The 14,873-nt window shown below is 44.4% G+C and carries 9 protein-coding genes and 3 pseudogenes; 4 read left to right on the top strand and 8 right to left on the bottom strand.

Annotated elements, in window-relative coordinates; all coding sequences use genetic code 11:
- The first annotated feature begins 30 nt into the window (after nt 1-30).
- The 4 genes and pseudogenes from wbaP to LSO07_RS27415 all read left to right on the top strand — a co-directional run bounded on the left by wbaP (nt 31) and on the right by LSO07_RS27415 (nt 3,717).
- Nucleotides 31-1,398: an undecaprenyl-phosphate galactose phosphotransferase WbaP gene (gene wbaP / locus LSO07_RS27400; RefSeq protein ID WP_331717122.1), complete on the top strand. Its 1,368-nt coding sequence runs from the start codon at nt 31-33 to the stop codon at nt 1,396-1,398.
- Nucleotides 1,399-1,706: 308 nt separating this feature from the next.
- Nucleotides 1,707-1,763, top strand: a pseudogene (locus LSO07_RS28485) (hypothetical protein); the annotation flags it as partial.
- Nucleotides 1,764-1,806: 43 nt separating this feature from the next.
- Nucleotides 1,807-2,041, top strand: a pseudogene (locus tag LSO07_RS27410) (dTDP-4-dehydrorhamnose 3,5-epimerase family protein); the annotation flags it as partial.
- Between the two features lie 497 nt (nt 2,042-2,538).
- The gene (locus LSO07_RS27415) at nt 2,539-3,717 is read left to right on the top strand and encodes a sulfatase-like hydrolase/transferase (RefSeq protein ID WP_151097327.1); all 1,179 of its coding nucleotides are present in this window, start codon (nt 2,539-2,541) and stop codon (nt 3,715-3,717) included.
- A 967-nt stretch (nt 3,718-4,684) separates the two neighbouring features.
- Here the strand turns inward: LSO07_RS27415 and LSO07_RS27420 are convergent.
- From LSO07_RS27420 to LSO07_RS27455, 8 genes and pseudogenes are all read right to left on the bottom strand, one after another.
- Nucleotides 4,685-5,788: pseudogene (locus LSO07_RS27420) on the bottom strand (glycosyltransferase family 4 protein); the annotation flags it as partial.
- Nucleotides 5,785-6,909 carry an O-antigen ligase family protein gene (locus LSO07_RS27425; RefSeq protein ID WP_151097331.1) on the bottom strand — a complete coding sequence of 375 codons (1,125 nt, stop codon included), beginning with the start codon at nt 6,907-6,909 and terminating at the stop codon, nt 5,785-5,787. The pseudogene LSO07_RS27420 and the gene LSO07_RS27425, both read right to left, overlap by 4 nt.
- Nucleotides 6,910-6,967: 58 nt before the next feature.
- Nucleotides 6,968-8,011, bottom strand: a complete 1,044-nt coding sequence (locus tag LSO07_RS27430) for a glycosyltransferase (RefSeq protein ID WP_151097333.1) — start codon at nt 8,009-8,011, stop codon at nt 6,968-6,970.
- Complete coding sequence (locus tag LSO07_RS27435; RefSeq protein WP_151097336.1) at nt 7,989-9,173, bottom strand: glycosyltransferase; 1,185 nt, start codon at nt 9,171-9,173, stop codon at nt 7,989-7,991. Before LSO07_RS27435 ends, LSO07_RS27430 begins: the two co-directional genes overlap by 23 nt.
- Nucleotides 9,166-10,233 carry a glycosyltransferase family 4 protein gene (locus LSO07_RS27440; protein WP_151097338.1) on the bottom strand — a complete coding sequence of 356 codons (1,068 nt, stop codon included), beginning with the start codon at nt 10,231-10,233 and terminating at the stop codon, nt 9,166-9,168. Before LSO07_RS27440 ends, LSO07_RS27435 begins: the two co-directional genes overlap by 8 nt.
- A 15-nt stretch (nt 10,234-10,248) precedes the next feature.
- Nucleotides 10,249-11,514, bottom strand: coding sequence for a flippase (locus tag LSO07_RS27445; protein WP_151097340.1), 1,266 nt, complete (start codon nt 11,512-11,514; stop codon nt 10,249-10,251).
- A gap of 48 nt (nt 11,515-11,562) precedes the next feature.
- Complete coding sequence (locus LSO07_RS27450; RefSeq protein WP_151097342.1) at nt 11,563-12,741, bottom strand: GumC family protein; 1,179 nt, start codon at nt 12,739-12,741, stop codon at nt 11,563-11,565.
- 212 nt (nt 12,742-12,953) lie between these two features.
- Complete coding sequence (locus LSO07_RS27455; RefSeq protein ID WP_151097344.1) at nt 12,954-14,864, bottom strand: SLBB domain-containing protein; 1,911 nt, start codon at nt 14,862-14,864, stop codon at nt 12,954-12,956.
- Nucleotides 14,865-14,873 lie beyond the last annotated feature (9 nt).

Below are 14,873 nucleotides of genomic sequence, written 5' to 3' on the forward strand. Positions count from 1 at the left end.
TATTTTCTCACCTTTGCCGATGCACTTGCCATGCTCCTGGCCTTCTGGCTCGCTTGCAAATGGACGCTCGATGCCAGCGACTTGAACGGCTTCGGGCTGGATAGTTCACGCCTGCTCAGTTACAGCCTGCTCTCCGTGGTCACTGTGGCCATCTTCAAGCTGAAGGGCCATCATGCCAAACGCCGTCCGTACTCGAATGAAATCAAGGAACTCCTGAAGATCGCCATGGTCATGGGTCTGATCGACGCGGCTCTGGTGTTCCTCGACAAACGAGACTCCTCGCGCGAGGCATTGTTGGCGACCTGGCTGCTGGTGCCGTGCTGTGTCTTGCTGCTGCGCGGCATGGTCAAATACCTACTGACGAAAGCGGGTGGCTGGATACGCCCCATGGTCATCATCGGATGGGGTGACAATGCCTTGCAAACAGCACGGGCCTTCGATGAAGAAGCGTTGATGGGCTATCGCCTGATTGCGTTTCTGATACCGGAAGGCCAAGGCCGCCTGGAACATCATTATGTGAACCGCAGCAAGCAAGCGGTGCCCTCCATTTCGCTGGGTGAGAACCCTGAACAAACGCTCAAGCTGCTGGGCAACCCGCATACGGTTGTCGCCCTGGAGCAAGGCGGCATCGACGCTTATCAGGGCATGATCCAGCAAGTCAGCCGTTGCGTTGCCAATATGCAAGTTGTACCCGCCGTACGAGGCTTGCCCCTGTACGGTATGGAGGTCAACCATTTCTTTACACATGAAGTCTTGCTGCTGACCATGCGCAACAACCTGGCGCGGCCAGGCTTGCAACTGATTAAGCGCTGCTTTGATCTGGCGGCCTCGATCGGCGTGCTGATCATCGGCGCCCCCATCTTGCTGTGGATCGCAGCCAAGGTCATGACATCGGGCCGTCCCATCTTCTACGGCCACAAACGCGTGGGCCAGAATGGCAAGCATTTTCTCTGCTACAAGTTCCGCACGATGGCCGTGAACGCCGACGTCTTGCTCAAGGAACTACTGGAGCGCGATCCTGAAGCCCGTGCCGAATGGGACCGTGATTTCAAACTGAAAAACGACCCACGCATCACCTCGATCGGCCATTTCCTGCGCCGGACCAGCCTTGATGAATTGCCGCAACTATGGAACGTACTGAAAGGCGAAATGAGCCTGGTTGGTCCGCGTCCCGTCGTCGATGCCGAACTGGAACGCTACGGCAACCAGATCGACTATTATCTTGAGGCGAAACCCGGTGTTACGGGCCTGTGGCAAGTCAGCGGCAGAAACGATGTCAGCTACGATACCCGTGTCTATCTCGATGCCTGGTATGTCAAAAACTGGTCTTTATTCAATGACATTGTCATCCTGCTGAAAACGGTTAAAGTCATTTTCAAGAAAGATGGCGCGTATTAATCACATTGCCAACCTGACATAATTTCATTTTCTGAATGCCCGACCACTCTCGCGCTCAAGACAAGCCGAGATGGGCATTGTGACAATGTTCAAGTAAAAAAGATAACAGCATGATTTTAGTGACTGGCGATGCCGGTTTCATCGGCTCCAACTTTGTACCCGGCTGGTGCTCAACGACGAACCCGTAATCAATTTTGACAAACTGAGCTAGGCTGGCAATCTCAGCAATCTGGCAAGTCTGGAGCAAGACCCCGCAGTATATCTTCGTACGTGGCGATATTTGCGATACCACCCACCTCTCACGCCTGCTGGCAGAACACCAGCCAAGCGCCGTCGTGCATTTTTCCGTAGAGAACCATGTCGATCGCTCGGCCCATAGCCTCCGCGAATTCATTTCGACCAACGTCAACGGCAGGCGAGATGTTCGAAGCCGCCGTCGACCTGCGCAAGAGCTCGCCGACGTTCGTCCACTGGGCAGGCGTGATCTTATCTACGGCCAACAAATGCCAGTTATGGATACAGGAAACTTTTTGCGCACGGCTCTGTCGTCACCAGCGACAGTGCCGAGTTCCTGTACAAGACGACCGACTACTTGACACCGGAGTTCGAACGCAGCCTCCTGCGGAACGATCCGGCAATCGGCCGGCATCGAATGGCCGCTGTAGCGTGAACCGCTATTGTCGGGCAAGCACAAACTCGGCACATTGCCGGCCAACGTGGCCATGGTGGCGCAAAACAGCCCGTGTCAAGAGCAGCCTGCTCACTGCCACTGCACTGTTACAAAATGACGGTTAAATACATCGTTTTTTTTTACACGACTATACGCCGTTTTTGAATGTGGGTATGCTGGAGAGAATTTGTGACAAGCGTGTTACAATAAATACCCAAAAAAAACATTGCTAAATATTCATACCTTTTGGTGCTTTCTGAGAATTCTTCCTCGCACCAATAAAATTCCCTTTTTAGCATTTCCAATTCATGAGTTCACTTTTCACACTACAAGAAGATCGATTTTTTTCTCTTCAATCTAGAAAATTCATATATTTTCGCTGCTTTTTATGGATGTTGCTACCCAGCATTATCTGGAGTATCGCATTCGGCAGGGTATACATATGCATCGAGCCCCTGTTTTTTCCTTACATGGAAAAACGTCTCAAGCCTTGGCTATCCCTCCTGATAAAGATCGTCTGGTTTTTTGTATTTTTAATTTCCATCTTGGCAAATTGGAATATCCGCCCGAACGCTTATAATTTTTACTTCTTTACGGTAATCGGAAATGCTCCTACGCCAGTATTAATTACATGCTTTCTATTTGTGACGGTAATGTCGCTCTTTGTTTTTTCCGAAATATATAGAAAAAGCTCCCTTGGATTCAGGAAATCTACATTAATTATTGGAATTTTTTTACTTATCTTAAAATCCACTATGTCGATGTTTGATGTGGGTCCTGTATCTATACGGAAAACAATCATCACGCCATCACCGTTTGCAATCAAGACATTGTTTTTAGATGATATCTCCAGTGAGAAGAATTTTCTAGGAAAGACTACTGAACCGACATTCTTAAATCATATCAAAGGTGCAGAAAAGATGCCCCAAAAGATGGTTTTGTTGGTTGTGGAGTCGTGGGGGGAAAGCCAGGCTTCGTTGGTATCAGTGAAGAAACGGCTGCAGCGGGATGGTGTCAAAGTGCTTGCCTCCGGTTTTACCGATTACCACGGGTCCACCATGCAAGGCGAGATCCGCGAGTTATGTTCACAATATATAAAACTCGATTCCAGCACGAATTTTTCATCGGTTGCCGATAACTGCGCACCCGCATACATGAAAAACAAGGGATATGAAGTTTTTGGAGTGCATGGTTATCAAAAAATGTTTTATGCCCGCGATACTGTCTGGAAGCACTTGGGTATCAATAATGCATATTTTCAACCTGAAATGCGGCAACTCAATACATGTCCAGGGCCATTTGCAGGAATTTGTGATGAGGATATGATTACTTATGGCATTGACTTGATACGTCACGAAGATAAGGCATTTCTATACATGCTCTCTTTATCCAGCCATGAACCGGTCGCCTCATCCATGCTCGAAGCTCCAACCCAGTATTTCCGGGATATCGATGCTATTGGCGACTCCCAAATTGTCGCGCGCAATGCCATTGGCAGCATGGCAGCCACCTTGAGCATGAGTGCTGATCTGGGGTGTACCGAAGCCTACATTGTAGGTGATCACCAACCGCCATCGGCGGTCAATAGTGAGCAACTCCCGGTAAATCAGGTTCCGTACATGCGGATGTCCTTTCATTGTAGTGAGTAGGTACGGTTAGCGCCGCAACACCTCATCGATAAATGCTGTGGCCTTTCGACCCGAAAAAACCTTGAATTTATATTGTAATTTTTAAAAACACCAGTGGCGCCCAACACGCTGGTAAAGATAGAGGCCATGCCGTACACACATGCACGGTATGGCCTCAGGCTTTCACTCGGCACCATCTTGAACCAGCCGTCGTATTGCTGGAGGATGTCGTCACCCCATTGGAGGCGGACAGCACAGTCTGCGCCTTACCCCCGGCCCGTTGATGCTGGCGAGCTTATCGCTAGCACTGGCGGCTAACCAGATCCTGGTGCCGGCCTGCAAGCAGATCATGGCAGCAGTTGCGTCAGCAACAACGTCAGCGTGACGGCGTCGACCTGACCTTCCAAAGCCATGGCCCACTCAGAGCGCGATGACGCCAGAGAACATACTGGTGACAGCCGTAGCTGCGAATGGTGGGTGTATAGATCACAGTGACTGTCGACAGCTGCCTTGGCGCATTGTCGCCCGGCAAGCGCCTCAGCGCCGAACGCTAGTATCAACGAAACAACTGATTGTTACTGCTCTTCAACTCGCAGACAATTTGCGATACAGATGCGCCATCGACTTGGACGCCAGGGCGGCACGCTTGAATTCATCGCCATGCCAGCGATATCGGCCGCATTTCGCCTCGGGTGCGACTGTGTGCCCATAAATAAACTTATGGACACAAGTACTTTGCATCCCCAATTCAATCATGAAGACGCGCGGTGTTCAGGCGAAGACGGTCTTGATCCGATGCAGAGGAAGTCCACTGGGTGAGATTGAATCCAGACAGGTGATTCCTGGCATGAAAGCGATGTTCTTACATTTGACATTATCCAGAAACGCAAATAAAAATGAGACAGGTTCCATCGTTCTGGAATGCAATCAACGCTCAAGTCAATAACTTCTTAGGAACTGTAAATTTTCTCTCATTGAAGTCTTCATAGGATTTTTTGACAAAGTCAACAAATTCACCTTTAAAACGGTCATTACTAAATCTTACAGCATTTTTTCTGCAGTTTTCGGCAGATATCTGTTCAGCATTATTTTCAAATATATTCACCGCTTCGATGATTGACTCGACCGTTTGTTGTGAAAATAAAACTCCCGTAGGTGTTTCATGCGATAACGGCAATACAGTTTCAAGCGCACCACCTTTACCAAACGCAATAACTGGTGTGCCACAAGCCTGAGCCTCTACCGGAGTGATACCAAAATCCTCCTCTGCAGCAAATACAAAAGCCTTGGCATCCATCATATATTTCTTTAACACATCAAATTCTTGATAACCCAGTAATTCGACATTGTCTCCAGCCTTCAACTTTATTTTTTCGAAGTCTGGGCCATCGCCAATGACAACAAGCCGTTTATTTTTCATCAATGAAAAAGCAGCGACAATTAAATCAATTTTTTTGTAGGGAACCATTCTGGATGCAGTGAGATAGAATTCCTCTTTTTCCCCCTGAAACTTAAATGCCTCCACATCAACAGGTGGATAAACCACGGTAGCCTGCCGGTGATATGATTTCATAATTCTTCTCGCAATGAAGTGAGAATTGGCCAAAAAATAATCAACACCATTGGATGTGCGAGTATCCCATAGTCTGATTTTATGCAAAATCCAGCGGGCCAATATGGATTTCAATCCCTTTGTCAAACCAGATTCCTGCAGATACTGATGCTGGAAATCCCAAGCATATCGGATTGGGGAATGAACGTAGCTAATATGCAACTGATCTGGTCCTGTCAATACACCTTTCGCCACGGCATGTGAACTGGAAATAATTAAATCGTAGGATGAAAGGTCAAATTGTTCTATTGCGATTGGCATAAGCGCAATATAATTCCTGTATGATTTTTTTGCCATTGGCAATTTCTGAATAAATGAGGTACTCACCTTCTTATTCATAATAAATTTTCTGCTATCGTCCGGCAAAAAATCAACCAAAGCGAACAGATCTGCATCAGGATAACATTCGAGAATTTTCTCGACTACCTTCTCTGAGCCCGCATAATTTACGAACCACTCGTGAACAATTGCAATCTTCATTTTTTTTCACACCTACTTTTAACATTTGTTTCTTGTAAAACGATCCCGATCGCAATCCCATGCAAAATCATTATTGGATAAAACAATAAAAAATTTGAATAAAACATTGAAACTGATGACACAAGAAAATACATTGCATACGGCGCACTTTGACTATGTGTGCTCTCATACGCCAAGATCGTGCATGATTTCTTAACTACAAAAATATAGAATATAAAGAAACCAAAGAAACCAAAGAAACCCAATCTAAATAAGATATATAAAAACATATTATCACTAAAGGTAATTCCCTGGGAATATAGCGGTACAGAAAAAGGAATTCCCTTTAACAAATACTCATAATTTCCAAAAAATATATCAAGTGCCATGTGCCACTTTTCGAACCTGATGTCATATGAAAAAAGATCCCCAGATAATAGCAACAAAAATAACAATACCAAAAGAATGAATACATTGATGGCATATAATTTTCTTGATAAATTTACCGGCTTCGCTTTTAGAAAAATTGAAAACAGTAAAATCAGGAACAGGGACAGCATGGCTGACCTGGACTCGGAAAAATAGAAGGCAAAAAATACAATCAAGAATATAAAGCAATTTTTTACACCATACTTTTTTGACACCGAGAAAATACAAAAATAGAATACCAAAAAATATGCAAAACTATTCGGGTTTAGAAATACAGAAGATGCTCGATAATAACCATTCGAATTTAAAAAATATAATTCACGGCCAGCCGTTTTCAAATCAAGCAATGGAAGATTGAGGAAATACAAAACCAATCCGACAATGGATAAAATCCATGCGAGAAAGAATACTATTTTTACAAATTTAGCCCTACCTGAAATATCCATATTCAGGCCAATAAATATAGATACTATCCAGAAAGATACGCCAAGAAAAAACCCGCCATCTGGTTCATTGAGCAGGGAAAAAAATAGAAAATTAAAAGCAAGAGCAGTAACACACAAAATATTTTTATCTATTTCAACCGGAAAATTTCTTCTTACGCTCAACAAAGCAAAAAACAGGAAAGTAACTATCATGCAAAATACAAAAATGTAGGATGCAGAAAATTCACTTCCGGCAATAGTAAATTTATCCAACAATGCCATAGGCATGGAAATAACACTTAATAAAAAAAAGAAAAATGTGAAAAATATCAGATATTTCCTTATTTTATACATCTGAGTATTCCTTCTGCATGGCCGATATCATGGGAGTAAGTGAAAAAATACTCATATCACACGATTCATAGGTAAGTTCTTCAAGAATGACCCTTGCCAAATCTGAGGGATTCTCATTTTCAAAAAGAGAAATATTATTTTTTATTTCTTTATAAACCGTTTTTATGCCATAAGTATTACTAGCGATAACAGGTAAATGCGAGACCAACGATTCAATTAATGTAATGGGTAACCCCTCCCATCTGCTTGGGAGTATAAAAACATCTGCGGCTTTCATCAGTTCATAAACATCTGTCCGACGTCCTAAAAATCGTACATGCGCATCGATTTTTAGTGAAGCGACGAGTTCCTGCATCGAGACAAGTTCAGCACCATCCCCGGCAAAGACGAAGAGTTGATTGGTTAATTTATCTTGCTGCTTCAGAAATCCAATGGCCTTAATTAATACATCATATCCTTTAGGAAAGTCGAAACGAGCAACCGTAAGATAAATTTTCTTATCCTTGGGAAGACTCAATAACATCCTGTAATTATCTTGACTGCCCTGTATACCTTCTATAGCGTCAAATTGAATTCCATTAAATACAGTTTTTGCCTTAACTCCATATTTCTCTCTAATAAAATATTCATCCTCATATGATACTGAAATAATTCTGTCAACTTTTCGGTATAAAAACTTTTCAAGGTTTAATCGGATGAAACACTGAATTCTTGATAGTAAGCCACTTTTAAATTCATACTGATGTAAATGAATTCCATGTACTGTAAAAATGGTTTTCTTTACCTTTCCTCTAAACGCAAGCAATGGCTTCAAATGATGGAAATGAATTACATCGGGAGCATAGGCAATAATGGCGCCTGAGGCGTATCCGTCATCGAATACAGTCACATTATTCAGTAAAAGGAATTTATCTTTGGCATTTCCATTCTTAGCAAATACGCCAAACTCTACATCCGGCATGCCGCGACATAATTGATAGATATGTTCCAATCCTCCGCCAGTGGAGAATTTGTCAGTTACTAAAGCGATTTTCATAAATCAATCCGTATGCTTTTCTTATAGAGTCCCACGAATACTTCTTCTCAGCCAAGTCTCTGGCATTTTCGCGCATTGACGCATAAGCCATCTGATTCTGAAAAATTTCTTCCACAGCTTTTGCCATTTGAGTTTCATCAACCTCTACCAATACACAATCATGACCAGGCGTACATTCAATCCCTTCAAAGCTTACTTTCGTCCCTATGACAACCATGCCCATTGACATGGCTTCCAGAATTTTGTTCTTTATTCCACTCCCAAAGCGCAAGGGGGAAATATAGACTTTAGAACGATTCAGGTATGGCCTCAGATCATCTACAAAACCAGTCACCGTGATATGTTCACTAGCAAAAGATAACGTTGTTTCGTCCGGCTTTTGTCCTACCAGAAGCAAGTGTGGCTGGAATTTTTGACTAATTTTAGGAAATACTTTATTCACTAAAAAATTGACGGCATCCTTATTTGGGGAATATGACATGTCGCCCGTGAAAACCAGAAAATTTTTGTCTCCTCGATTCAAATCATCTGACTTAAAATAATCTATATCTACACCATTTGGGATAGTGTAATAATTATTTTCTTTAGTTATTTTCGTGGCATAATCACGATCAACATCAGAGACAAAGACCGCAGCTTTGAACAAATTGTAATATTTCTTCTCGAATGACGAGCATTTCAGAAACTCAATCGAATACGCCATCCTCCTGAAAATATTTTCTTCATTTTTCTTGCGGCGATACCAGAACAACGCCATGCAATCGATTGGGAAAATAATCATCTTATTGACGATTTCTGATGGCATGTCAATAGCTATCTCTGCCAAATAGGGAGAACTAAGATGAATGGCTGAATATCTAGTGTGATGTTCGAGCAAAAAATCCTTATACTGACGAATATATTCTGAATATTTCGATACATTTACTGGCTTCAGCGAGAAGATGAAGCTGAAAATTTGAGAGAATTTATGTTTCTTCTTCCGCGGAAGAATTTTAAATATCTTGCCAGTCTCGACAGTATTCGTATCACCTACATCACCGATACAAAGCATATCGGCATTAAAATAATCATTCTTCTTGAGCAAATTTGCGTTTATTTTCGCCAGGCCATCTCTATACTCGGGATAAGGATAGCTGGTGGCGACAATCAATACTTTATTCATTACAGGCTTCCTGATAAATCGTCAAATGCTCACGAGCCTGGCGAACAATAGAAAAATCTTCAGCCCTGATCCGGGCTTGCTCCGGGTCAAATATCTCAAAATTCTCGATCATTTCCAATATTGACTGTTTCAATGCGGTGGAATTTTCTGGGGTGAACAGAATTCCGATATTTTTAGCGTTAATAATATCTTTAGGTCCGCCGATATTTGGGCAAATCACTGCCTTGCCATATGCAAGAGCCTCGATTGCCACCATGCTGAAGGATTCATAACGGGAAGGCACGACTATAAAATCACTTGCCGTCAAAAAGGATGAAATATCTGCATGGAATCCATCAAAAACAACTTCCAGATTTTCATATTTTTCTATTTCTGCGACATTTTTTAATTCAGCATGAAAATCGATATCTTCTTTTTTGTCGCTATTCACGCCGCCAACAAAATGTAATTTTATATTGATATCGTGTCTCTCTTTTGCAATATCAATCAGCGCAGAAAGTAAAAGATCCTGACCTTTTATTCTTTGAAAGCGGCCAATGCAGGATATAGTAATATTGCGAGGATCTATTTTTATTTTTGATCCTTGAATTCCCTTCATTTTCGTACCCAGGAAAATCTTGGAAAGTTTCCTTGATCTGAAACTACAAATATCATGTACATCTGTAGAGACAGCTACTACTTTATTAACAATAAGATTGATAATCTTAGCCCGCAGCCCAAATGGTCTCTCCCAGAAGCCATGAGTGGTCCATATAACGGGGCGTCCCAGAAAAGCCAAGCGGGAAAGAACATTCAGCGAGTAAGAGTGAACCACATCAAAACTTTTCAGCTCTTTTCTAAGATCTGCAGGAAAAGACAGGAACGGAATAAAACGCAGCCATCTTTTCCCCGACAAATTGGTTTGTCTACATGCAATACCGAGCTCACTAGCCTTTTGATAAACTGCGCCGTCACAAAAAAGGACGATGTCTATGCTTTTGCTTAGTTCTTCGCACAAATTGAGTAAATTTGACTCACCACCACCAATGTGATGGTATTCCGTCATTAAAGCCACACGCATAATCTGTCCAATTTCTTATAGTGGTTTCTCTTTTAAGCTAAAATCTCGAACCTTGGAGAAATAAAGGTATCCGACAATAATGGAGCTGCTGAATATATGTATACCGAGCGAAGAAATCGCAGCGCCTACCGCCCCAAAATCGGGAATCAGCAGGAGATTCAGAGAGTAGCCGATCAAGAGTTGTCCCCAGTTCACGGCAGTTAACAGAAATGGTTTCTTTATCTGATAATAGATCAAAGAGATAGGATTGACGATAACGCCAAACATATAGGAAACGACAAGTACCAGCAAGACCGGAATACTTTTTAAATATGCTTCGCCAAATAGTATATAAATGATCAGCGGTGAGGCCGCCTGCAAAAGCAAACTGACCAAGATGACATACTTTGTTTTCTTGAGTATCTTCTTAATAAATTCACGAATGGTACTTTCTCTCAAGAAAGCCTCCATTTTTGGCATCAGCGTGGCCGTGATCGACATAGTAATCAAGGGCAGAATCATTGCTACATTTGATGCAACAGAATAAAAGCCAACAGCCTCAGCATCGCCTAATTTTTTCAGCATGACCACATCAATTCTCATCATTACAACGACCGCTACAGATGAGAAAAATATCCAGAATCCCAGTTTGTAAATTTCTTCAACGTACTTCCATTTGAATAGAAATCCAGCCTGCAAGATATAAACAGAAGACAGTGAAACAATTACAACAGCGAAGAAGTAAATATAAATAAAATACTCAAACCTTTTCCCTGCCGCGAAAGCAAGAATAACTACAACTATTGCGAGGAATCGGATTGCATAGTGTGAAATACTGACGAGAGAATACTGCCTGAATTTCTCCAATCCCTGAAAATGGGCGATGACCGTTCCCAGGACGGAGTGAAAAACAAGAGCAATAGCGGCCAACCTGAAATAATATTCATACCTTTCTGTCGAGAAAAAATATCCCGATATGTCGAATGAAAAAAACCAGATAACCGCAGAAAACAGAATACCCGTCAGTGTCTTGAATATCAAAACCGAAGAAAATATTACTTTTTCCTCGGATTTATTTTCGCTCAGAAACTTTACATAGGAAGTAGACGTACCAAAATCAGATATTTGAGTAAGGAACGTGAAAATGGCAATTATTAAAGCAAAATCGCCGTAGCTCTCTGGACCAAGGTCCCGCGATATGATAATTATCGCAAGAAATGACAGCCCCTGAGCTACAACATTTCCAGAAAGAACTTTAAGAATATCTTTCGCGACTTTTGAGCCGGCATATTTCAAGAACATTTAAAAATCCATCCAAAACATGCGGAGCTGGTTTTTCCTCCGGAATAATTATTCATTATTTTTTAGAGATGGATTTCTGGCTTGTGCAAAGGCTTCTTTTGAAAATGCCCAGATCAGACCAACAACACCACCCAGCATCAGAAATATCATCACCAATATACTGCGGGTAGGTTTTGACTTCTTGTCCGGAATGACCGCATCATCCAGTACCTGGACCATTGAACTGTCCCGTGCTTCGTCAATACGCGCAATCTCAAACTGCTTCGCCAAATTTTCGAACAGCAGTTCGTTATATTTCACATCCCTAACTTTTCTGATGTACTCCATGCCCAGACTCGGTAACTTTTCGGTGGAAATGGAAATATCACCATTACCCTGGTTAGTACCGCGTTCCGCTTTCTCCAATTGAGCTTTCAAGCCATTTATTTCCTGCCTATTCTGGATGTACAAGGGATTGTCAGCAGTAGCAAAGGTACGCATTGCCGCCAAGGCGACCTCTTTCGAGGCGATTTGTGATTTAATCATTGCAATGGCAGTGATCGTTGCCTGTGCCTGGCCATCGAGTTTAATGAGCCCCGTTTTTTCCTGAATGTTCTTCAGTGCCAACTCAGACTCATCAAGGGCCTTTTTGGATTCACCCAAGCGCTTCTCAAGGAAAAGCCGACGCTTTGAAGCTTCCGTGATCGCCAGCGACTCTGTCAATTTTTGCAGTTCCTGAACATAGCCATTAGCCAAAAGTGCAGCACGCTCAGGATTTTTGTCATCGACATCAATGACGATAATGCCATCACGCCCATTAGTAATGGTGGTTGCTTTTTTTAGCGCTCTACGAGCGTCACTTTTAAAATCGGTTTTGTATATCTCCAACAAGTTGAAACGCTGGACCAGATTATCGCCAACGGTACGGCTGCCAAGCATGCCAACATATGTCTCACTTGTATTCTTGCCACCTAGGGCCGCCCCAGCGAGACCGCCAAGGCCGCCAAGTTGCCCAAGCAACTGAGATGCCCCCGATTGTGACTGAGGCGGCAAGATTTTCGCTGACGCGGTATATATATTGGGTAACAACATACTTACAGCCGCTGCTGCTACAGCAAATGCCAACGGCGTCAGAAATACTATCTTTTTATTTCTTTTAATTATCTTGAAAAAATCAAAAATATTCAAATACTCCGATTTTCCAGCCATCCCATCACCACTATTATTTGAAGGATTTACAGTTGACATCTTTTTCTCACTACGTCGTTATTTCACACACAATAAAATAGCGTGAATGTTTTTTAGGAGCTGAATATTTGAAAAACCATCGAGACTAATAACATTTCAATCATACTCGAATGGCATCTGAAATTCTCACGCGATAAACGGCAAAGTACTGTAAAGCCGCCTGGCCCATCCATGGTCATTGCCAAAGATACACTTTACGGTTTACAGACTCTCTAGTTTTTCAACACTTTCAAACCAGCCGCACCCAAGCCAAACTGATAAAAGATGGCAGTCCAGTCCTTCAAGCTTTGCATGAACGTGCTACGTTCGATTTTCTCCGGCACCACGACGGTATCACCAGGATTCAACGCCATACCGCCGAGGCCACTAAACCAGCCCGTGCCTTGCCCGCTTTGCGCCGTGCCATCGGCGCGGATCACGTACATTTCGGATTTGTCCGCGTTGGATGTTATGCCACCGGCTTGCTGCACATAGTCGTTGACCGTACGTTGCGAACGGTAGACAAACGCATTTTGCTGGAAGACGGAGCCAAGCACATCCACCGTACCAGGACGGCGCGGGATCAGGATAGAATCACCGTCTTGCAACGGTAAGTCCGGCAAGTTTTTGACTTGTGTGTCAACACCGGGCAAATCGAGCACAATGCGGCCTTCTGCCTTAACGGTGCGCAATTTCTGCACGATGCGGCGTTGCTGCTCGACTTCAGCCGCAGCCTTCGCAGCATTATCCTTGTCGTTGCTCGCTGCCATACGCTGTGTCGCATTCGACTCCAGCTCCCGTTCAAAGCGGTCAGCAACCTGGTTCAGTTTGATCTGCTGGGCGCGACGTACGGATTCGCGGTTCAATTGGGTGGCGTACAGGTAGCCGTTTTCATTGGCGCCACCGACACGGGCGATCAACTCACGCAGCGTTTCGCCTTTTTTCAGCAGGAAAATGCCGCTTTGTTTTGCTTCGCCAGCCACGCGCACGTATTCATTCTGGATTTGCGCCTGGACAGGTACGGCGCCTGGCGCGAACACGCGCAGAATATCGGTTGGCTTGACCGTGATCCCGGCCAACCGACTGCTGGAGCCACCATTGTCGGCCACCAGTTCCAGCACGGTTTTATATTGATTGTCGATGTTCTTTTCGACGATCACTTGCTTGGTTTCCGCCGCCGAATCGAAGCCGCCGGCCCAGCTCAGTACATCGGCCAGTGTCGCATTGCCTTTCAACTCGAAAATGGCCGGTTGCTTCACGCTACCGGTCAAGGCCACCAGCGGGCCCACTTCAGGAATATAGATCACGTCGCCGTCACGCAAGGTGACGTCGCGGCTCTTGTCACCGCTGACCAGCATGTCATACAGGTCAAAGGTACTGACAGTGTCCTTGCCGCGCTTGAGCTGGATATTGCGCATGCTGCCGGTGGCGTCCGGGCCGCCCGACGTAAACAAGGCATTGAGCAGAGTGCTCATGGAATTCAAGGTATATGTGCCAGGACGCACTGCATGGCCAACCACGTACACTTGCACGGCACGCGTTTGCGCGATGCTCGCTGTCAGGTCGAAATTGGTGTAGATCTTGCCAATGGCTTTCTTCAGGTAGCCTTGCAAGTCCTTGTACTGCACGCCGCTGACCTTGATGGAGCCGACGCGTGGAATGAAAATCGCACCGCTGCGGTCAACCGTGGTGCTAACGTCAATGTCAACCATGCCCCAGCCGCGTACCTGCAACTCATCGCCCGTGCCGATCACGTATTCCTGGTTTACTTGCACGCCATCGAGCGGTGCAAAGGTGGATGGCACATCGCTGAACAGGTCCTTGCCAAAGACACTCAGTTTTTGCCCTGTAACGCCATCGACATACGCTTCAAAAGCACCGACTGACGCATCACCAGCACTACGCCGGCTGCCAGGATTGGCAGGTAGCGATTTTGCGTGGCGCTGCTCATTGACGCCGCTACGAATGCTGGGCAAGCTGCTGCTCCCTATTTCATTCGCTTGTGCCCGCGAAAGATCCAGTCGAGGCGTATCCCCCGCGCCAAGTTCCTGTTCTGTCGCATAGGCCGAACTTGCACCCAGCAGGCAAGCCGATAAAATCACATGTTTCACGAAATGCGGGGAAGTACGAAATTGCTTTTTCATGCTGGTCTT

Origin of the sequence: Janthinobacterium sp. PLB04 (assembly GCF_021165895.1) — a bacterium.
GTDB classification, from domain to species: Bacteria; Pseudomonadota; Gammaproteobacteria; order Burkholderiales; family Burkholderiaceae_D; genus Janthinobacterium; species Janthinobacterium lividum.